The sequence below is a fragment of the Starkeya sp. ORNL1 genome (assembly GCF_012971745.1).
Classification (GTDB): domain Bacteria; phylum Pseudomonadota; class Alphaproteobacteria; order Rhizobiales; family Xanthobacteraceae; genus Ancylobacter.
Genome location: NZ_CP048834.1, coordinates 3,977,738 through 3,998,160, shown reverse-complemented (window position 1 = coordinate 3,998,160; position 20,423 = coordinate 3,977,738). Strand labels below are relative to the sequence as shown.

Annotated in this window: 23 protein-coding genes; 15 read left to right on the top strand and 8 right to left on the bottom strand. The window is 67.2% G+C overall.

Annotated features, from left to right (window positions below; translation table 11 throughout):
- From sctN to G3545_RS19000, 7 genes are all read right to left on the bottom strand, one after another.
- Complete coding sequence (gene sctN / locus G3545_RS19030) at positions 1–1,401, bottom strand: type III secretion system ATPase SctN (protein ID WP_170014833.1); 1,401 nt, start codon at positions 1,399–1,401, stop codon at positions 1–3.
- Entirely contained in the window at positions 1,398–2,054 is a 657-nt protein-coding gene (locus tag G3545_RS19025; protein ID WP_170014832.1) for a FliH/SctL family protein, read from the bottom strand. Before G3545_RS19025 ends, sctN begins: the two co-directional genes overlap by 4 nt.
- Entirely contained in the window at positions 2,033–2,764 is a 732-nt protein-coding gene (locus G3545_RS19020) for a hypothetical protein (protein WP_170014831.1), read from the bottom strand. Before G3545_RS19020 ends, G3545_RS19025 begins: the two co-directional genes overlap by 22 nt.
- Positions 2,764–3,594, bottom strand: coding sequence for a type III secretion inner membrane ring lipoprotein SctJ (sctJ, locus tag G3545_RS19015; protein ID WP_170014830.1), 831 nt, complete (start codon positions 3,592–3,594; stop codon positions 2,764–2,766). The genes G3545_RS19020 and sctJ overlap by 1 nt, the downstream gene beginning before the upstream one ends.
- A 24-nt stretch (positions 3,595–3,618) precedes the next feature.
- Complete coding sequence (locus tag G3545_RS19010; protein WP_170014829.1) at positions 3,619–4,137, bottom strand: EscI/YscI/HrpB family type III secretion system inner rod protein; 519 nt, start codon at positions 4,135–4,137, stop codon at positions 3,619–3,621.
- Positions 4,138–4,221: 84 nt separating this feature from the next.
- A complete protein-coding gene (locus G3545_RS19005) occupies positions 4,222–4,581 on the bottom strand; it encodes a hypothetical protein (protein WP_170014828.1) in 360 nt (119 codons plus the stop codon).
- A gap of 27 nt (positions 4,582–4,608) precedes the next feature.
- Positions 4,609–5,274, bottom strand: a complete 666-nt coding sequence (locus G3545_RS19000; protein WP_170014827.1) for a hypothetical protein — start codon at positions 5,272–5,274, stop codon at positions 4,609–4,611.
- 211 nt (positions 5,275–5,485) lie between these two features.
- Here G3545_RS19000 and G3545_RS18995 point away from each other — a divergent pair, with 211 nt between their 5' ends.
- From G3545_RS18995 to G3545_RS18925, 15 genes are all read left to right on the top strand, one after another.
- The gene (locus G3545_RS18995; protein ID WP_170014826.1) at positions 5,486–5,836 is read left to right on the top strand and encodes a hypothetical protein; all 351 of its coding nucleotides are present in this window, start codon (positions 5,486–5,488) and stop codon (positions 5,834–5,836) included.
- Positions 5,837–5,859: 23 nt separating this feature from the next.
- Positions 5,860–7,341, top strand: coding sequence for a hypothetical protein (locus G3545_RS18990; protein ID WP_170014825.1), 1,482 nt, complete (start codon positions 5,860–5,862; stop codon positions 7,339–7,341).
- A gap of 32 nt (positions 7,342–7,373) precedes the next feature.
- A complete protein-coding gene (locus G3545_RS18985; protein ID WP_170014824.1) occupies positions 7,374–7,754 on the top strand; it encodes a hypothetical protein in 381 nt (126 codons plus the stop codon).
- Positions 7,751–8,164: a hypothetical protein gene (locus G3545_RS18980; RefSeq protein ID WP_170014823.1), complete on the top strand. Its 414-nt coding sequence runs from the start codon at positions 7,751–7,753 to the stop codon at positions 8,162–8,164. Before G3545_RS18985 ends, G3545_RS18980 begins: the two co-directional genes overlap by 4 nt.
- Positions 8,165–8,287: 123 nt before the next feature.
- Positions 8,288–8,848: a hypothetical protein gene (locus G3545_RS18975; protein WP_170014822.1), complete on the top strand. Its 561-nt coding sequence runs from the start codon at positions 8,288–8,290 to the stop codon at positions 8,846–8,848.
- Positions 8,849–8,908: 60 nt separating this feature from the next.
- A complete protein-coding gene (locus G3545_RS18970) occupies positions 8,909–9,928 on the top strand; it encodes a hypothetical protein (protein WP_170014821.1) in 1,020 nt (339 codons plus the stop codon).
- 20 nt (positions 9,929–9,948) lie between these two features.
- Positions 9,949–10,947, top strand: a complete 999-nt coding sequence (gene sctB / locus G3545_RS18965) for a type III secretion system translocon subunit SctB (protein WP_170014820.1) — start codon at positions 9,949–9,951, stop codon at positions 10,945–10,947.
- Positions 10,948–10,957: 10 nt separating this feature from the next.
- Positions 10,958–11,440: a CesT family type III secretion system chaperone gene (locus G3545_RS18960; protein WP_170014819.1), complete on the top strand. Its 483-nt coding sequence runs from the start codon at positions 10,958–10,960 to the stop codon at positions 11,438–11,440.
- Between the two features lie 79 nt (positions 11,441–11,519).
- Positions 11,520–11,990: a tetratricopeptide repeat protein gene (locus tag G3545_RS18955; protein WP_170014818.1), complete on the top strand. Its 471-nt coding sequence runs from the start codon at positions 11,520–11,522 to the stop codon at positions 11,988–11,990.
- The gene (locus tag G3545_RS18950) at positions 11,983–12,582 is read left to right on the top strand and encodes a hypothetical protein (RefSeq protein ID WP_170014817.1); all 600 of its coding nucleotides are present in this window, start codon (positions 11,983–11,985) and stop codon (positions 12,580–12,582) included. Before G3545_RS18955 ends, G3545_RS18950 begins: the two co-directional genes overlap by 8 nt.
- Positions 12,579–13,871, top strand: coding sequence for a hypothetical protein (locus G3545_RS18945; RefSeq protein ID WP_170014816.1), 1,293 nt, complete (start codon positions 12,579–12,581; stop codon positions 13,869–13,871). Before G3545_RS18950 ends, G3545_RS18945 begins: the two co-directional genes overlap by 4 nt.
- Before the next feature lie 89 nt (positions 13,872–13,960).
- Positions 13,961–15,103 carry a hypothetical protein gene (locus tag G3545_RS18940; RefSeq protein WP_170014815.1) on the top strand — a complete coding sequence of 381 codons (1,143 nt, stop codon included), beginning with the start codon at positions 13,961–13,963 and terminating at the stop codon, positions 15,101–15,103.
- A 42-nt stretch (positions 15,104–15,145) separates the two neighbouring features.
- Positions 15,146–17,272, top strand: coding sequence for a type III secretion system export apparatus subunit SctV (sctV, locus tag G3545_RS18935; protein WP_170014814.1), 2,127 nt, complete (start codon positions 15,146–15,148; stop codon positions 17,270–17,272).
- A gap of 57 nt (positions 17,273–17,329) precedes the next feature.
- Positions 17,330–18,382 (top strand): MotA/TolQ/ExbB proton channel family protein, encoded by a 1,053-nt coding sequence (locus tag G3545_RS18930; protein ID WP_170014813.1) that lies wholly within the window; start codon positions 17,330–17,332, stop codon positions 18,380–18,382.
- Positions 18,372–18,857 carry a hypothetical protein gene (locus G3545_RS18925; protein WP_170014812.1) on the top strand — a complete coding sequence of 162 codons (486 nt, stop codon included), beginning with the start codon at positions 18,372–18,374 and terminating at the stop codon, positions 18,855–18,857. The genes G3545_RS18930 and G3545_RS18925 overlap by 11 nt, the downstream gene beginning before the upstream one ends.
- A gap of 110 nt (positions 18,858–18,967) precedes the next feature.
- Here the strand turns inward: G3545_RS18925 and G3545_RS18920 are convergent, their stop codons facing one another.
- Positions 18,968–20,098, bottom strand: a complete 1,131-nt coding sequence (locus tag G3545_RS18920; RefSeq protein ID WP_170014811.1) for a hypothetical protein — start codon at positions 20,096–20,098, stop codon at positions 18,968–18,970.
- Positions 20,099–20,423 lie beyond the last annotated feature (325 nt).

The following is a 20,423-nucleotide window of genomic DNA, read 5'->3' as shown; positions in this document are numbered from 1 at the left end:
TCATCGCATCAGGCCCTGCAACTTGCCGAGCATGGCGTCGAAGCTGTCGAACTCATCGGTGCGCTGGCGCAGGAACTGGTTGATGGCGCTCATCTTGGCTATGGCGATGTCGGCCTCGGCGTCCGAGCCCTTCTTGTATTCGCCGACCTTGATCAGCAGTTCGACGTCCGCATAAGTGGCGAGCCACGACACCACCTTGCGCGCCATGTCGCGATGCTCCCGCGTCGTCACCGCATCCATCACGCGGCTCTTCGAGGCGAGCACGTCGATAGCCGGGTAATGGTTCGCCGAGGCCAGCTTGCGCGAGAGGATGATATGGCCGTCGAGGATCGAGCGGGTCTCGTCCGCCACCGGCTCGTTCATGTCGTCGCCCTCGACCAGCACGGTGTAGAGCGCGGTGATGGAGCCCTTGTCGTTCATGCCGACGCGCTCCATCAGCTTCGGCAGGTTGGCGAACACCGAAGGCGGGAAGCCGCGCCGGGTTGGCGGCTCGCCGGCGGCAAGGCCGATCTCGCGTTGCGCGCGGGCGAAGCGGGTGACCGAATCCATCAGGAACAGCACGCGCTGTCCCTGGTCGCGGAAATATTCCGCCACCGCGGTGGCGACGAAGGCAGCCTTGGCGCGCTCCATCGAGGAGCGGTCGGAGGTGGCGACCACGATCACCGATTTCGCCAGCCCCTCCGGGCCGAGATCGTGCTCGAGGAATTCGCGCACCTCGCGGCCGCGCTCGCCGATCAGCGCCAGCACGGTGACATCGACCTCGGCGCCATTGACCAGCATGGAAAGCAGCGTCGACTTGCCGCCACCGGCCGCGGCGAACACGCCCATGCGCTGGCCCTCGCCGCAGGTCAAAAGGCCATCGAGCACGCGCAGGCCCAGCGGCAAAGGTGTGTCGATGACGCGCCGCTTCATCGGATCCGGCGGCGCGCGATAGACCGGGTAATAGGTCTCGGGAACGAAGATCTCGGTCTTGGCGTCGATGAAATTGCCGAGCCCGTCGAGCACCCGGCCCTTCAGGCCCGGCCCGACGCCGACTGACTGCACCCGTCCGGTGCGGCGCACCTCCGTGCGCGGCGAGATGCCCTGGGTCTCGCCGATGGGCGCCAGCAACGCCTCGTCGGCGAGGAAACCGACGCATTCGGCGAAGATGCGGGCGCCGGAGGAACGGGTATGGAGTTCGACGATCTCGCCGACCTGCACGTCCGCAACGGCGGCATGGATGATGGTGCCGACCACCTTCTTCACCCGCCCGGTGGCGCCGAACGGGCGGAAGCCCTCCGCGGCGCCGGTCAAGGCCGTGGCCGCGATGCCGAGGCGCTGGCCGATACGCCGCCGACGCTCCGCCTCGATGGCGGCCGGGGTCTCGGGGCCGGCGAAATCCGGCTCGGAAAGCGGCTTCATGGCGTTGCCGCCTCGGGCAGCGGCGCGCTTTCCTCTTCGCCGGCGACCACCCGACGCAGGATCGCCTCCAGCTCGGCGATATTGCTGCCGAGATCGCCATCGACCCGGCCGATCCCGGTCTCGATGATGACGCGCGGCGCTTCCAGCCCGGCATCCTCGACCACGTCGATCAGCTCCACTTCCGGGAACTGCGCGGTGATCGCGCCGATCGCCTCGCTGAAATGGCCATACTGGCTGAGCGCGACGCGCAGCTCGGCGCGCTTCTCGCGGCGCATCTGCTTCAGCGCGCTGCGCACTGTCGCTTCCGCCTTGGCACGGTCGTCGAAGCCGTCGACCAGCTTGCGCACGCAGGCCAGCACCAGCCGGGAAAGCTCGCCCTCGACCCGGTGCAATTCGGCATCGAGTGTCGCGCTCTCGCGCAGCAGCCGTTCGAAGGCTTCCAGCCGCGCTTTCGCGAGGCCGTCGCGATAGCCGCGCTCGCGCTCCTCCTGATAGGCCTGCTCGGCATCCTTGACGATGCCGGCGGCCTTGGCCTCGGCGGCCTCGATCAAGGCGGTGGCGCCTTCCACGGCGCGCACCGTCTCCGGCGCGACGATGTGCGCACCGGCCGGCAGGTCGAAGCCGAATTCGCTCAGCCGATAGTGGCCGACCATGCCGGCATCCTCCGCTGCAGCAGCTTGACGATGTGCGTGCACTGCATCTCGCTCGGCACCGCTGCCGGAGCGGCGTATTCTTCGACCCAGCGCAGCGGCAGCAGGCTGGCGAAGGCCGGCTCGACACTGGCGGCGAAGCGGGTCAGCACCGCGACGCCATAGGCCGCGAGGCGTGCAGAGGCCTCGGCAGGCGCGAGCGCACCGAGCAGCGGTTCGGCAGTCGCGGCGGGGCTGTCGAGACCGGCGAGGCAGGCGTGCAGCATCGGCGCCTCGCGGGTCGCGATCTCGAAACCCTCATCGCCCAGCGCGGCGCGCATATGGTCGCGCTCGGCGCGCAGCGTGGTGCGGATCACCCTGCCATGCACGACGGCGCTCGCGAGCACTGTGCCGGCGGCGCGTACCGCGGGAGCCGGCTCCATCAGCACCAGCGCCGCCAGCCGATGGGCCGGGCTATCGGCAAGGCGCGCCAGCGTCTCACCGCCCAGAACCACCTTCGGCAGGCCGAGCGCATTGCCGGCGGCGCGACCGAGCGGCCGGGCTAAGGCAGGATGCGCGGCGGCCTTGCGCAACTCGCCGGGCGTGAGCGGCGCCAGCGCCGCGGCCGCGGCGGGAAACGCCTCGAACGGCGACGCCAGCATGGCGGCGAGCCGCACCGCGAGCCCGGTTGCTCGCGCATCGGGCGGCGCTGCCGGGTGTGCGGCGGCCGCCATCAGGACGGCTCCATCACCGCGGACCCGCCGGGGCCGGCATCGCCACGCTTGCGCGGACGCGAGCGCACCATGCCGATGAGGCCGGCAATGCTGCCGATGAGCAGCAACGCGAACACGCCGGCGCCGACATAGGCGAACTGCATGAAGCGCTCCTGGTCGCTCTGCAGGATCGAGACGCCCGGCAGCACCTCGACGGTCGACACCGCGGCCGCCGCGGCCAGCGGTGTGCGGATCGGCTCGGCCTCGACCAGCACCACCGTGACCGCGGCATAGTCGAGCCCTTCGATCGAGGAACTGACCAGGCGGCGGATCTGCGGTACCAGGAAGTCGAGATCGACGCCCGGCTGGTGCTTGATGAAGATGGCGGCGGAGGACGGCTTGATGGTCTGGCCGAGCTTCGGCGCCTCCGGCAGCACGATATGCACGCGCGCGGTGACCACGCCGTCGATCTGGCTGAGCGTGCGCGCGACTTCCTCGCCGAGCGCATAGATGTAGCGCACCCGCTCCTCGAAGGGCGAGGACATGATCCCGCTCTTCTCGAACACCTTGCCGATCGAATCGCGCGTGCTCTTGGGAAAGCCGCGCTCATTGAGCAGCGAGATGGCGCGCAGCATGTCGCCATCCTGCACCTGCACCGTGAAGCCTTCGCCTACTGGCGCCTTGGAGGCGGAGATGCCGTTGGCCAGCAGGATGGCCATCATCTGGTTGGCGTCGACCTCGGTGAGATTGGTGTAGAGGTCGGCCTTGCAAGCGCCGAGCGCCAGCGCCATGGCGAGAAAAGCGGCTTTCACCGCAGGGCGGCGCCATTTGGCCGCCTCGCGTGGGCGCATCGGATGGCTCGTCATGGCGGACCGCTACTGGCCCTTCATCAGGCTGTCGAAGGTCTGCGTCGACTTGCCGGTGAGCTTCGAGGTCATGTCGACCAGCATGGTGAAGTTCACCACCTCGACCTGCATGGCGAACAGCGTCTTGGTGTCGATGCCGTTCGACGCCAGCGCCTCGTTCACCTTGGAGATGCGGGAGTTGAACTCGCCGCGCAAATGCTGGAGGCCATTGAGGATCATGTCGCCATTGGCCGGCTTGGCGCTGGTGGCGCCGTCGAGTTCGAGTGCCCGGCGCGCCCGCACCGCGTCGGTGCCCTCGTTCGCCTGCACCGGCTTCGCCGACGTCGGGGCCTGCGCCGGATCCGCCGCGCTCGCCGGAGCGACCGCTTGCACCGGCTGCATGGCTGCCGCCTGGCCGGACTGGCGTGCCATGGCCGCATCGAAGGCGGCAACCCGCTGCACCGAATGGGCGCCGTCGAGCGCGCTGTCGAGACTGACGCCGCGCGTTACCGCCGATGGGCCAAGATAAGCCGAAGGCACCGAGGCCATGTGATCTCTCCCCCAACGAGGCAAACCCCGCCGTGCGAGCATCCTATGCCGGCCGCTCCGCTTGTGTGCCGTACGGCACAACGGTCAGCCGAGCGCCTCCCGGGCCAACACCGCAAACGGGGTGTCGGGGGCGGTGGCGATGACATCGGCGAGGATGTCGCGGGCCTCGGCCTGCGCGCCCTGGCGCGACAGTGCGATGCCGAGGAAGGTGAGCGCGGCGTCGCTCGGCGGCAGCGCCCTGAGGCCGGCGACCGCCTGATCGAGCTCGCCGCGGAACATGTGCACCAGAGCAAGCCCGAGTGGACCGGCCTCCTGCCGCGGACGCAGCGCCCGCACCCCTTCAAAGATGGCGGTGGCGTGCGTGTCGAGCCCGCGCGACAGGGCGATAAAGCCAATGTCGGTCAGCAGCCGCACATCTTCGGTCTCGAAAGCCTCGGAGATCATCGCTATCCGCTCACGGGTAAGGGTGCATCAGGCGAGATGCATGAGGAGGAGGGCGCGCTGCGCCGAGCGCAGATCCTCGCGGAATTCCGGACGGGTGCGCGCCACACGGGCGGCGAGCGCGAAATAATGCTGTGCGGTGCGGCGATCGCCGCGCTTCAATTCGCAATGGGCGGCGATGCAGCAGGCGCGCGGGTGCCGCGGATCGCGCTTCAGGCATTCCTGGGCGAGCGCCAGCGCCACTTCGGGCCGGCCGAGCCGCAATGCACAGACCGCTAGCCCGAGCAGGCCGTCGAACTCGCCGCCGGGAAGCCCGGCAATGGCGCAGAGCAGCACCACGACCTCACGGAACCGGCCGCCTTCGACCATCTCGCCCGCCAGCTCATAGGCGATCGGCGCGAGGGCATGCCTTTCAGCCAGGGCGCTGTTGCCGACTTCGACAGGTCTTTCCGCCTCGCCCGCCATGCGCTCGGCGAGTTCGAACGAAATCTCCGCAAGCAGCTGTTCGCCGCGGACCGGGATCAGCTCCAGCGCAGCGCGCGCACCGATATCGCCAGCGCCCACACGCCGGGTGAAGTCGGCCAGGGCTTGCCCGAGCTGTCGCTCGATGTCCGCCGGCGAGGACCCCGCGAGCATCGCTCCCGGAACGCCGCCGCTGGTCGGCCGGCCGAGCGAAAGCGTTAAGACAGGCTCCATGATCCCGATGCCTCCGGCGCACCGCCGCCGGTGCCCCCCTTCGCGGCGGATCATGCCACCGGTTCGAATCGTCAAAGTCACGAACGGCACAGCCAGCCGGCGCACTCACCGGACGGCACTGTGACATTTGACACAGGCGCGCGGGCCGCCGGCTGGCTAAGTGGGCGGCGGATGGTGCGGGGCGCATTCGGAACGCGGCGAGAGGTCTGGCATGCGGCCGGCGGAACAGGAAGCAGTGCCGACGGCGCGCAAAGCCGCCATTGCCGCGGTGCTGCTCGAGATCCGCGCCATGCTGGAGGCGCTCGGCGCCGCCGAACTGATACGCGAGGACGCTCGCGCCGCCGAGCTGTTCGCCGATCTTGCCCGCGCGGAGGATATGGAAGCGTTCAGCACCGCTCTCGACCGGCTCGGCGATCGGGTGGACGAACTGATCATTGCGCGCACCGGTGCTGCACCGGCCGCCCGCGCCACGCTGCACCGGATCGCGCCGCGGCATGCGGCGGAGACCGCACTCGACGATAGCTCGGCCGCCGCGCCGGCCCGCACCTTTCTCAGGCTCTGACGAGCCGAACGGAGATAGCAGCCATGGCCCTCGACCCGATCCCGAGTGGACCGATTCCCTATCATTACCTGCCGGGCAGCGATGTCGGCACCGAATCGCCTGAGATCGCCGAGGGCGCGGACGCGCGGTTCCCGGTGTTTGATGGGTCGAGCGCGGCCAAGTCGCTGCCGACCGCAAGCCGCCCGGACGATTTCGACAAGCCGCCGAACCAGGTCAAGATCGATGATTTCCTGAGCTGGCATTCGAGCTACCAGCTCGAATACATCAAGAAGTTCGGCGCCCCTTCGGCCAATGCCGGCAAGGAGATCGGCATACCCCCCGACACCGCCACCATCATGCTGTCGACCGACGGCTTGAAGACCTATGTCGTGCAGAAGCTGGACAAGGCGACCATCTCCAAGATGTCGCTGGCCGATCAGCAGCGTCTGGCGACATTTTCGACGTTCTATTCCAAGAACGCCACCACCGGCGTCGAGACCGGCCAGGCGATCAATCTCGGCCTGACCACCGACAAGACGGTGGTGCAGGCCGCCCTCACCGCACAGAAGACCGCGATCACCAACAACACCAATGTCCCCGCGACGGACAAGCAGGTGTTCCTCGACCAGATCGCGAATATCCAGAAGCAGCTCGACGCAATGGCGATCTTCTCGCCGATCGACGTCGGCAATCTGGTGAACGACCTCAAGGAGCGCTTCACCCGCGTCGATGCGTTCGCCGGCTCGTGGGCGGAAACGACCAAGTCGTTCACCAAGGACGACAAGACCGTCACCTACACCGACGGCGTGGTGAGCCTCGATGGCGGCCAGGCCATCCGCAACGGCTATACGCTGTTCATGACCCAGGAAAAGCAGATACTGGCGCTGCAGAACAAGCGGCTGGAGATCGCGGGGCTGAAGGATCCGACCGGTGATCCGCTGCCGAGCAGCATCGACGTGCCGACGCTCGTCTATATGCTGCAGCTCAACTACAATCTGAATGACGAAGCCAAGATGGCGATCCAGACGGAAGAGATCAACCAGACCAACGCCCTGCTCAAGACCTATGCCGAAATGCAGAGCGCGGTCAACGAGACCGTGAAAGCCTTCAATCCGACCAAGCAGGAAGAAGCGCGCTCGGTCTACAATTACAATGACGGCAAGGACAAGGACGACGACGACGCCACGCGCGCGACCACCGCGCTCTCGCAGCACAAGATCCTGTCGATGTTCGAGGATGCGCTGGGCAGCGTCCAGCATCCGATCGAAAAGCTGAAGGGCATCACCCGCGCCAAGCAGGACATGTTCGAGAACAACACCAACTACATCAACAAATGGACCAAATCGACCTGGGATACGTTCGGCTCGCAGCTTTCCGACCGTGTCACGCTGATCAACCAGGAAAGCCAGATCAAGATGAACAACGTCAATTCGCTGGACAAGCAGAAGAACCGGCATTTCGACCTCGCCAATAATGCGCTGTCGAAGATGTCGGAAATCCTGCAGAACATCGCCCGGTCCAGCTGACGACAGCGGCAGGCCAGCGGAGCCGAACAGCGATGCGCATCCGGAACCTCGATATCGGGCTGGAATCGATCACCCGCTGGGACGTCGCGGACGAGGTGCACCTGCCGCGCGACGGCACCAGCGCGCCGGCCTTCATGCCGCAATACCGGCCGCTCGAGGAGATCCTGCAGCGGCCCTCGCTCGACGAGCGACTGCCGGAGTTCCTGCGCCCGGCGACGGTCGACCCCGACCTTCTGGATCCCACCGCGCTCGCGGACGCCCGTGTCGGCGCCCGCAGTGCGTTTGTCGAGCGATCGCTCAGCGCGAGCGGCCGCAGCCGGGACATACTCGAACAGGCCGCCACGCTGCTGGGTGCCGATATCGGCCTCGACGACGAAATCCGCTCGGCACTCGCCGCGCTGCTGCGCGCATGAGCCGCCTTCCGGTTCCCGCTTTGCCGGCAAAGAGCGTGCTGGGGCGGCGCGAGCGCGACTTCCTGCTGCTCAATATCTATGTGCTCGCCCGGCACGGCTATGTCGACCGCGCCGCGGTGCTTGCCGAGGCACTGCACCTCGTTGGCGACGGCACGCCCGACGTGCTGCTGGCGCGTGCCGTGCTGCGCTTCTCGGTGCGTGAATGGGCGGCGGCGCTTGCCTGCATCGAGGAGCTCGACCGTGTCGATCCGGCGGAGCGCTTCGGCAGCTACCGGCTGAATGAGCGCCAGCGCATGCGCCGCTATCTCAAGATGCGCTGCCTGCACGAGCTCAAGGAGACCGGCCGGGCCCGCGACGCCATGGAGGTCTATCTGCGCCACGGTGCCGAGAAGGCCGGCGCCGACGAGTGAGCGATGCGCGGGGAGCCGCGCGTCGGCATCCCGCAAAGATCGCGCCGCATGTCATCTTCGACACAAGAAGTGCTTCCCCGGCCCGGTAGTCTTTTCTGGTCGATGACGGGGGAAGGAAAGTCCATGTCGATCCTTGACGGAATGATATCGAGCGAAGCCGAATTGCAGGCCTCGTTCACCATGGCCGGTGCCGCCATGCAGGATTTCCTCGCCAAGGCCGACCTCAACGACAAGCAGCGCCAGGTGCTCGCCTTGATGCAGGAGGGCCTGTCGCTCGCCGACATCTTCGACATCACCAAGGACCACCGTGACGCCATACTGGCGCAGGGTATCCGTACTTTGCAGCTCGGCGAGCCCGCCAAGGCCCGCGAGTTGCTCACCGGGCTCTACCAGATCGAGCCGCTCGACGAGCGGGTGATCTATGCGTTGGCCGCGACCTACCAGGTGGAGAGCGATTTCTCCCGGGCCGGCAAGCTCTATGTGCAGTTCATTGCGCTCGATGCCACCAATCCGGAAGGCTTCCTGCGGCTCGGCGAGTGCTTCCTCGCCGCGCAGGAAGACGACGAGGCGGTCGAGTGCTTCGAGACCGCGATCGAGCTCGTGCAGAAGAACTCCGGCGACCCCGAGCACGCCCAGCACGCCGCGAAGATGCTGGACATCATCAAGGCGCGCCGCGGCGCCTGAGCGCCCGCCCAGCGCTTCTCCCGTTGCAACGCCGATTTCAGCTTTCAGGAGGCCGGACTCATGGCGATCACCCTCAGCACCGCGACCACCACGCAGATCACCGATCCCAACGCCCTCAACAACACCGCCAACGATCCGAACCAGGTCGGCAAGGGTAACAACGGCGCCGGCGGCCAGGTGCCGGATCCCGGCCTGTTCCAGGTCGCGGCCTATGGCGCGCTGATGAAGAGCATGATGAGCCTCATGCCGAAGATCTCGAACGATGATTCCTCGGTGAAGCTGGTCGAGGCGACCACGCTGATGAAGCAGATCGTCGAGAGCTCGGAAAAGGACAAGATCTCGATCGACCAGGAGAAGAAGCGCACCGCCATCGGCGAGAAGACCTCGAAGCTCGAAGAGGCCTCCAAGAAGATCGAGGAGTCCCGCCGCATGCGCGAGAGCGGCAGCATCTGGGACAAGATCAAGCTCGCCTTCCAGGCGCTGGCGGCGCTGCTGATGATCGTCATCGGCGCCGTCCTCTCGGTCATTCCCGGCTTCCAGGCGGTCGGCGGGCTGATGATCGCCGCCGGCGTGCTCAGCGTCATCATGATGGTGGACGCCGCGGTCAAGATGTCCACCGGCCTCGGCATCGCCGGCAATTTCGCCAAGCTGGCGCAGCCCGACAATCCGGAGGCCTGGGCGAAGGCCGATATGGGGTTCGGCATAAGCCTGGCGATTGTCGGCCTCGCGGCGGCGGTCGCGACCTTCTTCGTGCCGGGCGGACAGGCGTCCGCGATCGCGACGATGGCGCAGGCGGTGTCCACCATCGCCAACGGCGTCATCACCGGCGCCACCGCGGTCGGCGATATCGCCAGCGGGGCCATCCGCTACGAGGCGACGAAGAAGGAGTCCGAAGCCAAGGAATTGCAGGCCGAGGGCAAGCAGTTCGAGGCGCTGCTCTCGCAGCTCGACGACTTCATCGACCAGGCGCTGCAACGGCTGATGGCCGCGACCGACCGCTTCAATGCCATGCTTGATGCGCTGACCGACGCCATCCAGGACACCGGCAACAGTGTCTCGCGCGCCCGCTTCTCGGCCTGAGACAGCAGGAGACAGATCAGATGCCCATCGACTCAGCCACTCTCCAGACCCTGCTGCCGCCGTCCTTCTACCAGAACGGCCAGCTCACGGTTTCCGACACCGAGGCGCAGACCGTGGCGGCGGGCATCCAGGCCCGCATCGCCGATATGCCCCCGGCGCAGAAGGAAGCGTTCCTGGCGCTGATGCAGCTCAGCACCAAGCTGGCCCCGATCAATGGTGACCCGCCGGCCGATATCGAGACCACGCTCGACGGCCTGGAGTCGCTCGCCGGCAAGGTCGCCCAGTTGCTCCAGTCGAGCAGCAGCATCGAATTCCTCACCCGCGCCATGATCGAGCAGGCCGGCGAGCAGCGTAAGGAAGCGCTGGAAGGCCGCCTCAATGCCCGCGAGACCGCACGTGGCGAGTTGATGGCGCAGGCCGGCCAGATGAAGGAAGCCGCCGAGAAGATGATGGCCGGCGCCATCACCGCATTGGTGCTCACCGTCGTCATGTCGGCGGTCTCGCTCGTCGCCGCCGGCATGTCGTCGTTCCAGGCCTCCAAGAATCTGGCGGCCATGAAGAACGACGCCAACAACATGACCAAGATCGACGGCATCAAGCAGGACGCGCTCGGCAAGCTCGACAAGAACGATGCGCACTACGACAAGGATCTGGACAGCCTCAACAAGGAGTTCGACCTCCAGGGTCTGAACAGCTCCTTCACCACCTCGCAGTCCAACATGAACCTGTTCCAGTCGAAGCTGCAGCAGGCGACCAATATCGGCACCATCGGCCAGACCGTGAACCAGCTCGGCCAGGGCGCTGCCAACGCCGCATCCTCCATCACCCAGGCGCAGTCCAAGGAACTGGACGCCCTCGGCTCGATCTCGGCGGCGAACGCGCAGTATGAGGAAGGCCAGGCCGACATGAAGAAGGAAATGCAGCAGGCGCTCGACGACATGGTCAAGCAGATCATCAACTTCCTGAAGGAGCTTCAGGAAGCCAAGGCCAACCACATGCAGGCACTGACCAAGGTCTGACGAGGACGACATGGCCAATCGCCGCTTCGAAACGACCGTGACCGCGCTGTGGGCGCGGCTCGGCATGCCCGCGCCGTCCTTCGGCACGGAGGACGCGGTGACGCTGACGGTCGACGGCACCGCAATCGCGCTCGCCGAGAGCCGGGACGGCGAGGGCATTCTCGTCTCCGCTTCGCCCGGCCGGCTCGCCGCCGATCCGTTCCGGCAGGGCGAGCAGGTCTCGCGCCTGTTGCGCGCCAATCTCGGTTTCCTGGTCGGCAACCGCGCCGGAGTCTGCCTCATCGGCGACGAGCCGGAAGCTGTCGTACGGGTGGAGGCGGACTGGCGCTATGAAGGCGGCACGGCGGAAAGTCTGTCGAGGCGGGTCGAGGACGTGCTGCAGCTTGTCGAGTTTCATCAGCCGGAGCTCGCGGTGCGGCCCACGACCCGCCCGGCACCGGCGCCCGCCGGCGCCGCCGACGATGTGCGTGGCGAATTCATTATCCGGCTCTAGAGCCCTTGCCGTTCGGATGAAAGCCGAACGGCGGGAAAGTGCTCTGGGCCCGGTTCAGCCGTCTTGAAAGGGAAGTTCGATGAACGTGTCTGTCGAGGACAGCAACACCCGCGAGGCGATGGTGCAATCGCTCGTCGGCGGCGCGCTCCGCAAGGAACTGGGCATTGAAAGTGCCGATCTGCAGATCGGCCTCGACGTTGCGCGGCGCCACTTGCAGCGCGGCGCCGCGGCCGAAGCGATGCGCGTCTATGTAGCGCTGGTGCTGTGTGACCCGATGGTCGTCGACTTCCAGGTCGGCCTCGCCAATTGCGCGCTCCAGCTCGAAGAAAATCCGCTTGCCTTGCAGGCGGCGTCGGCGGTGATCGCGCTGGCGCCGCGGGATTCGCGCGGCTATCTGCTCTCCGGCCGCGCCTGTCTTGCGCTTGGTCATCACGCCGAGGCCGAGGAGGATCTGCGCGATGCCGTGACCTTCGGCCAGGCCGAGCGCAACGCCGTCGTCGTCAACGACGCCAGGCAATTGCTGCAGACCCTCGCGGCCATCAATGCCTGACGCCCCCGCTATGGCCGACGGCCACCTCTCCGAAAGTCATCTGGCTCGAACGCTCGGCCTCGATGCCGGCGAGACCGCGGTGCTGGGCAAGCTGTTCGGCGCGGCGACCGCGGCGCTCGGCATCGAGGGCGGGCCGATCTTCGAGCGCCTGTCGAAGGGCGAGACGCTCGGCGGCGCGCTCGCCTTGCCGGCCGGCACCGACGAGGTGCTCTATGCGCGGGCGCATCGCTGGTTCGCCGCCGGCCGGCCGGAGCGCGCCGAACCGCTGTTCCAGGCGCTCTGCCTGCTCGACGGCACCAGCGCCGATTACTGGATCGGCTATGGCGTGTGCCTCAAGCTTCGCGGCGCCTTCACCGAGGCCGCCATGGCCTTCGAGATCGCCGGGCGGCTGCGGCCAGACTGGGCGATGCCGGACTTTCACACCCTGGAGATCGCGTTGCGGACCGGGGACTTCACTGCTGCTGCCGAGCACTTGAAGAATTTCGATGCCCATGCCGGCGCCGGCGATATTCCCGACGCGGTGCGCGCCGAAGTGAGCCGCTGGCGCGTCGCACTGGAGATGCGCGCGCGGCGCGCGGGCTCGTCGGCATGAGTCTCGACCGCCTGATCGGCATGGTGGCCGGCGGGGAACGGCTCGCCGCGGCGCTCGACATCATCCGCAATGTCGGCGGCGAGACGCGACCGGCGGGAATCGACCGCGGCCTACCGCAGGCACCGGGCACGGTGAAGCCATCGGCCGACGTTGTTCCAGGCGGGCCGGCGGTTCCCGAGGACGCCTCCCGACAGGCGGCCGACACCGACCTTTATACGCGGGCTGCGCTCCCAGCCTCGCGCAGCCTGCTCGGCCTGCGCCCGCCTTTGCTCGAGGGCTTGCGCACCTCGATGCCGGGCCAGGGACAGCGGCCGGCTTCGACGACTTCCGGCGGAGCCGGCGCTTCGACCGGCACGATGACGGCCGCAAATCCGGCGATTGCCGGCGAATCCTCGTCCCCGGCTTCGCAGCCGTCGCACGCCATCGGCGCCTTCGATCCGGTCCAGGCTGCGATAGAGGCGAGTGCGGCGGATGTCCCCATGTCCTCGCCGGCCACGGTACCATCAGCTGCCGATGATGGTTCGCTCCTTGGCGATCTGGTCGCGCGCATGGCGGAGGCGCATGAGGAGGGGGCGTCCGCCGGGGCGGACGCATTCCCGGGCTTTGCCGGCTCCGGCGTCATCGGTGAGGCGGGCGTCGCCGCGCATATCGGTGATGCCGTCGACGCCCGCCAGGTCGCCAGCCAGGCGGATGGAACAGCAGCCGAGGTGGCCGCGCGGACCGCCGACGCGCCGGACCGGGCGTCGGCACGATCGGCGAGCGCCGTCACGCCCGCCAGCGCTGCTACGGCAGCTTCTGCCGATGCGGCTTCCCTTGCCTCGGCCCGCACGCACGGCACAGTGTCCGCAATGGGTGATGTGCCGCGCCTGGATGCGGCGTTGCGGGATCCGCTTGCCTTCGCCGCCATGCCCGGCGGCAGCGCGCTGCCGGAGCGCGCCGGCATCATCGCCTCGTTCGTACTGAATGCGGCGATGATCCCCGGCTGGCCGCCGCCGCGCCCGATCGAATCGGCGCGTCCGGATGCGGCGATCGCCGTGCATCAGCTCCAGATGGGTGTCGACGAGAAGGAAACCGCGGACTATCTCGCCCGCCTTGGCGTGCCCGCTTCGCTGCTGGCCCGTCTCGCCGCCTGGCTGGAGGCCTTCAAGCGCCGCGCCCGCATCCTGTTCGGCCTGATGATCCTGCTCGGCTCGACGCTCGCGGTGCTGCGCGGCCTCAAAGAGGAAGACGAGGCGGACGAGGACGAATTGGCGGCCCCGGACGGACGCACCCGCTTGTTCCTGCGCTGAGCGCGCATGAAAGTGCCGTTCGACACAAAGCCGGTGCGCCGGGCGGGCCAGAATGACAGCTGATTTCCCGCTCCGTCGAGGGCTGCGCCATGTCGACCGTCACGCTGCCGAACAACCTGCCGGTGCCGAGCACGGACACCACGGCGCTGCCTCCCGTCTCGACGCCGGCGGCCGGTTCGGCGAGCGAGACGACGTCCAGCACTTCGCCCAACACCTCGCTGCTGCCGGCGACGCTCAAGCTCGATCTCGGCTTCCAGAAGCTTTCGCTGGCGACGCTTGGCATCCGCACGCCGAACAGCCCTGAGGACACCGCCGCCATCCTCGCCGAGGTGGCGCAGCTGCTCGACCAGACCCTCGACCAGGCGCGCGACAAGCGCAACGAGATGCTGGCGAATGCGCTGCGCACGCTGCTCGGCGATGCCGGCGGCCTGTCCGAAGGCATTGCGCAGCATCGCGAGGCATATAACCAGCTCGCGGAGCAGAAGGCGGCCAAGACCACCGAACGCGACGCCCTGGCGAGCGAGCGAAGCGGCAAGTTATCGGAGCGCGCGGGGCTCGCGGGACAGGCCCAGGGCCTCACCGGTGAAATCACCGCACTGAATGTCCAGATCGCCGTACTGACCGCCGCGGGAAAGGATGCCTCGGCGCTGATCGCGCAACGCGACCAGAAGATCGGCCAGCTCAACACCATCAACGGCCGGATCCAGACGCTGGACCGCGAGATCCGGACGCTCGACACGCAGATCAGCCAGCTCGACGGCGAGATCGCGACGCTCAATACCAAGATGGACACCGAGAAGACCGCCTATGAGGGCCTCGAGGCGCTGCGAGCGGTCGCGCTCAACGTGCTCGCGCAATATGCCCTGACCATCCAGGGCCGCGGCGACCTTGGCCAGCTCGAGGACTTCAACTGGGACGAGGACATAGACCGGGTCTTCGAGAACCTCGCCGAGCAGCTCAAGCAGTTCAGCGCCTTCCTTGGGTCAAGCACCGGGGAAGCCACGGCGCCGCAGGCAACGCCGCTGGTGCAGCCGGAAGAGGAGGAGGCGCCGGCCTCACTCGCCGGCAAGACCGCGGCGGACCAGGCGATCGACCGCAAGCTGGCCGCTGCCGCGCTGGCCCTCGCCACCGCGGTCGCCGAGGTGGTGGCCGTGCTCAGCGCACTGGATTCGATCCCCACCGACACCAATGGCGGGGCCGATGACGGGATCCGCCTGCGCATCGCCGTCTAGGTGAAGCGGCGGAACAAGGACCGGGGACGAGGTGATGGCGGTATGACGGGTTTTCTGCAGACGCTTTCCAAGCGCAATGATCTGCTGCTCGCCTTCCTGCTGATCTGCATCGTCTTCATGATGATCCTGCCATTGCCGACGGCATTGGTGGACGTCCTGATCGCCATCAATCTGTCGCTGGCCGCCATCCTTTTGATGGCCGCGGTCTATCTGAAGGACGTGGTCCAGCTCTCGGCCTTCCCCTCGATCCTGCTGCTGACGACGCTGTTCCGCCTCGCGCTCGCCATCACCACCACCCGCCTGATCCTGATCCAGGCCGACGCCGGCCACATCGTCGAGACCTTCGGCAAGTTCGTCATCGCCGGCAATCTCGTGGTCGGCCTGGTGGTGTTCCTGATCCTGACCATCGTGAATTTCATGGTCATTACCAAGGGCTCGGAACGCGTCGCCGAAGTGTCGGCGCGCTTCTCGCTGGATTCCATGCCCGGCAAGCAGATGTCGATCGACAGCGACATGCGCGCCGGCATGATCGAGCTCGACGAGGCCAAGCGCCGGCGCAACAAGCTGGAGAAGGAAAGCCAGCTCTACGGCGCCATGGACGGCGCCATGAAGTTCGTGAAGGGCGATGCCGTCGCCGGCCTCATCATCATCGCCATCAATCTGATCGGCGGCATCTCCATCGGCACCTTGCAGCTCGGCATGCCGGTGAGCGAAGCAATCCACCGCTATTCGCTGCTCACCATCGGCGACGGCCTGGTCTCGCAGATTCCGGCGCTGTTTGTCTCCATCACCGCCGGCTTCATCGTCACCCGCGTCTCCTCCGACGACAATGAGGACCTCGGCAGCGATATCGCCAAGCAGCTGGTCAATGAGCCGAAGGCGCTGATGATCACCGCGGCGATCCTCGGCATCTTCGCCATGGTGCCGGGCTTCCCGACCCTCACCTTCCTGGTGCTCGCCGTCGTCTGCGGCGGCGGCGGCTACCTGATCATGCGCAAGCGCAGCAATGTCGTCACCGGCCAGCGCTCGCTCGAAATGCCGGCACTCGCCCCGGCGCTCTCGCCCAAGGGCATGGTGCCCACCTTCCCCGATGACGACGACGAGAAGCTCGGCCCGGTCGAGCCGGTGACCTTCGCCCTCACCGTGCCGCTGATCGTCGACATCGCCGCCAGCGTGCGCAACTCGATCCGCCCGGAGAAGCTCGACCGTGAAGTCGCGCGGGTGCGTCGCGCGCTGTATTTCGACCTCGGCGTGCCGTTTCCCGGCATCAATCTGCGGCTCAACGAGAACCTACGCGAGGGCGAGTACCGCATCCTCGTCAACGAGATCCCGGTCGCCGCCGGCGTCGCGCGGCCGGGCTTCTGCATCGTGCGCGAATCGGAAGCCAATCTGCGCATGTTCGACATCCCGTTCGAGCGCGGCGAGGACTTCCTGCCGCGCACCCCGAGCTACTGGGTAGCGGTGAAGCATTTGCCGCTGATCGAGCGCGCCGGCATCCAGGTCATGACACTCTCCAGCATGCTGACCTACCACCTCGCCCATGTGCTGAAGTCGCATGCCTCCGAGTTCGTCGGCGTCCAGGAAACCATGTTCCTGATGAACCAGATGCAGAAGAATTTCGGCGAGCTGGTGCGCGAGGTGACCCGCTTGTTGCCCATCGTCACCATCACCGACGTGCTGCAGCGCCTCGTCGCCGAGGAGGTCTCGATCCGCGACATGCGCACCATCCTCGAGGCGCTGGTGACCTGGGGCCAGCGCGAGAAAGACCCGATCATGCTGGTGGAGCATGTACGCGGCGCGCTCAGCCGCTACATCACCCATAAATTCTCCGGCGGGCAGAACGTGATTCCTGCCTACCTCGTCTCGAAGGAGATCGAGGACGTGGTGCGCGGCGCGGTGCGCCAGACCTCGGGCGCCTCCTATCTCGCACTCTCGCCGGATGTGCACCGCGAGCTGATCAATGCCATCCGCGCCGCCGCCGGCAATTCGACGCAGCAGGTGCTGACCCCGGTGATCCTGGCGCCGATGGATATTCGCCGCTTCATGCGCAAGATCATCGAGCGCGACTTCCCGGAGTTCGCCGTGCTCTCCTACCAGGAGCTCACCGCCAGCGCGAACGTGCAGCCGCTCGATCGCATCAAGATCACGCCGCAGATCAAGGCGGCGTAGGCCGTGGACACGGACGCCGGACCCAGCGGGATGCTCCGGGCCTATGGCGCATGCCTGTTGGCGTCGTTTGCGCTGTTCCTGGCGCTGGAGGCAAGAGACGCAGGCGGTACCCTCTGGATGCTCGCGGCCCTCGGTGTGGCGCTCACCGGGCTCGGCCTCGCCGGTCCCGCCACCACGCTGCACGACGCCGCGCTGCGCCTCGGAGCCGTGCTGCTGGCGGCCATCGCGCTCTATCTGCCGGTAGGCACCCTTCTGGCCCAAGGCGAGCCATTAGCCGGCGCAATAAAGCAAAGCATGGTGTGGCCACAGATCGTGGTCTGCCTGTTCGCGAGCCGGCTGCTCGCCGAGACCAATGAGTGGCGCTTCGCCCGCTTCTGGCGCAATCCCGCAGCAGCCGGCGGCGCGCCCCAGGCGCAATCGCTGCTCGCCGCGCTCGCACTCGGCGGCGCCTTCACCCTTGCCTTCTACGCGGCGCTGCCCTTCGTCACCGCTCATGGCGCGACGCTGGAGATGGTGCGCGCCGCGCTCGAAGGCGAAACCGTGATCCATTACGCCATCGTGCTGCTGTTCTTCACCGCGCTGGCCTTCCTCACCGACGCCGCGCTGTTGCAGGCGCGCGAACGGGCCGTGCTCGCCGCAGTGCGGCTCGGGCTCTCCGGGCAAGGCAAGCCGTCACACCCGGGCCTGACCGCGGTGCTCGAGCGGCTGCGCCCGCGCGCGGCGCACCGGCGCAGCTTCCTCACCATCGAGGCCGCGCTCGACGGTGAGACGGCGCCTGCCGCGCTCGCCGGCTTCCACGATGCCTCGCGCCGCTTCTTCCGCGCGCTGCTGTCCTTCCTGCCGCTGCTCGGCTTCCTCGGCACCGTGGTGGGGCTTGCCACCGCCATCGGCGCGCTGCCGATCGGCACTGGGGTCAATCGCGGCGGCGGGCTGGACGTCGCCGCGAGCCTCGCCGGCCTCGCTCTGAAATTCCAGACCACGCTGCTCGGCCTGGTCGCCGCCATCCTCTCGGCGGCGCTCCTGGCGGCGCTGGAGAAGAACGAGGCCGAACTCGATGCCGAATGCCTGAGGCTAGTCGAGGCAACCCGCGGCAGCGCCGATGCGCACTGAGCTGCGAGAGGGCGGCCTCGCCGGGCTGGCGGATCCGCAGGCGGACCTGTTCTTCACCCTCGTGGCGGTGATGCTGCCGGCCATATTGCTGCTGCTCCCCGCCGCCCGCACGGCACAGCAGCCGGAGCGGCAGATGGCGGCAGTTGCGGACGTAGTACTGACAGCCGGCGCAACGGTGCGCGGCGAAAGCGCGGCTGTCTTCCTCGCACAACAGGACGGCGTCGCCTTCGGTCCCGCTGGGCGCGACCGCGTCGGGCTCGACGCCATGCTCGACGATGCCAATCTGAGGGCGGCGCTGGAATCCATCCGTGCGGCCGGCACGCCACTATTGCTGCTGATCGCGCCGGACGGGCAGGAGACCGCTTTCCTGTTCGAAGGTCTGGCCGCCGCGCACGGTCCACGCTCCATTGCCCAAGTGCGTCTGGATCGTGGCTGCGCCGGCGTGCACGGGCCGCTCGCCGAGCTCTGTCCCTAGAGCCCTTATCGTTCGGATGGGAGCATCCGAACGATAAGAAAGTGCTCTCGATTCAATAGACTGGAGCAATTCCTCTTCGATCAGATGATTCCATCTGATCGGGAAATGCTCTAGAGCGGCGTCAGGCTGTCGAGCGCGTAGCCGACGCTGTTGAGTTCGGCCGGGCCGGCCTCGATGGTGCCGGATGATTCGCCCGGCGGTGCCAGGAAGCGCACGATCTGGCCGGCCACCTCGCCGGCACGCTCGCCGCCAATATAGCCGAGCGCCTCGAGTTCGCGCGCCAGCGTCGCATCGTCATGGGTGGCATAGCCGATGCGGGCCAGAAGCCCGTCCCAGTCGAGTGCATGGCTGCGAACGAACAGGATGCGCGAGGCGACCGAGCGCGCATCGGGATCATGAAGCACGGTTCCGCACAGCAGGCCGCCGATGAGATTGGCGGGAAAGGTGGGGAATTGCAGCGCCAGCAGATAGACCCGCCCGGTCGGCATGCATTCCATAGCCGACTGCACAGTCCGATTGTCGGTCACCATGCTGCCGGCATAGTGGACAGCATGGCCCACCACCCGCTCGATATAGTCGATCCACAGCTCGTCATCGCGGCGATAGCCTATGCGGGCGGCGCCGATCAGGAGCCGGCCCGCCTGTGCCCGCGACCAGGCCGGCGAGACGCCGAGGAAATTGCCCGCCATCAGTGCGTTGCGCCGGCGCGCTTCGCCGCGCCACAGGTCGCCACGCGCCGGTTCGACCCGCGGCAATTCTCCGCCCCCGGCGTCGGCGCGGCGCGCCTCGTCCAATGTGCCGGCATCCTCCCTCCAGCCGCCGTCCGGCACCTCTTCGAGGGACGGGGCAGGCTCGCCGCGCAACTCGCTGATGGCGGCCTCGGGTATGTCGAAGTGCTGGCGCAAGGCGCGGGTGAATTCCTCGAACGAACAGGCGGCGATGAAGGGCGCGGCGAGCTTGCCGCCGAGGATCTGAGACCAGTCCTCATAGACGCTCGACATGCGCGGCATGGCCTTGCCGCTCAGCCATTTATAGGCGTTCTGCGAGGTGAAGGCGGTGGCGCGGTTGACCGCCGCGAATCGCGAGACCAGCTCCTTGTTGGTGGAGCAGCCGAGCGCGATCCGCGTGAGATGCAGTTTCCCCGCGAGGCTGCGCACCGGCGGCCGGTGCGCAGGATAATTTGTGCCCAAGCGTCCGCGCATGACGGCGGCGCGCCGCTGGCCATCTACAAGCCGATCCATCGTCCCGCCCCCGCAGGTGGCTGGTGCCCAGCCGTGCCTCTCGGCGCACTTCCCCCGAAGTGACCGCCGGGGACTTCCCATCATACCGGCTAACCATCCGCAATCTAGAAGATAATCATGTATAATAATTTCCAATTTTTTCTAGATTAGTCAAAAATAATAATTGCGACCGTATTTCAAGTCACTATGGCTGATTTCCAATCGAGATCGAAGGCTAAACGTTGTAACGACGCCACACGTCGCACAAACCGTTGCTGATGCTCCCGCTTTCGTCTTCCGTTAATCACGTCGCCGCTCCAGTGTTCCGCAAAAGAACGGCGGGGCC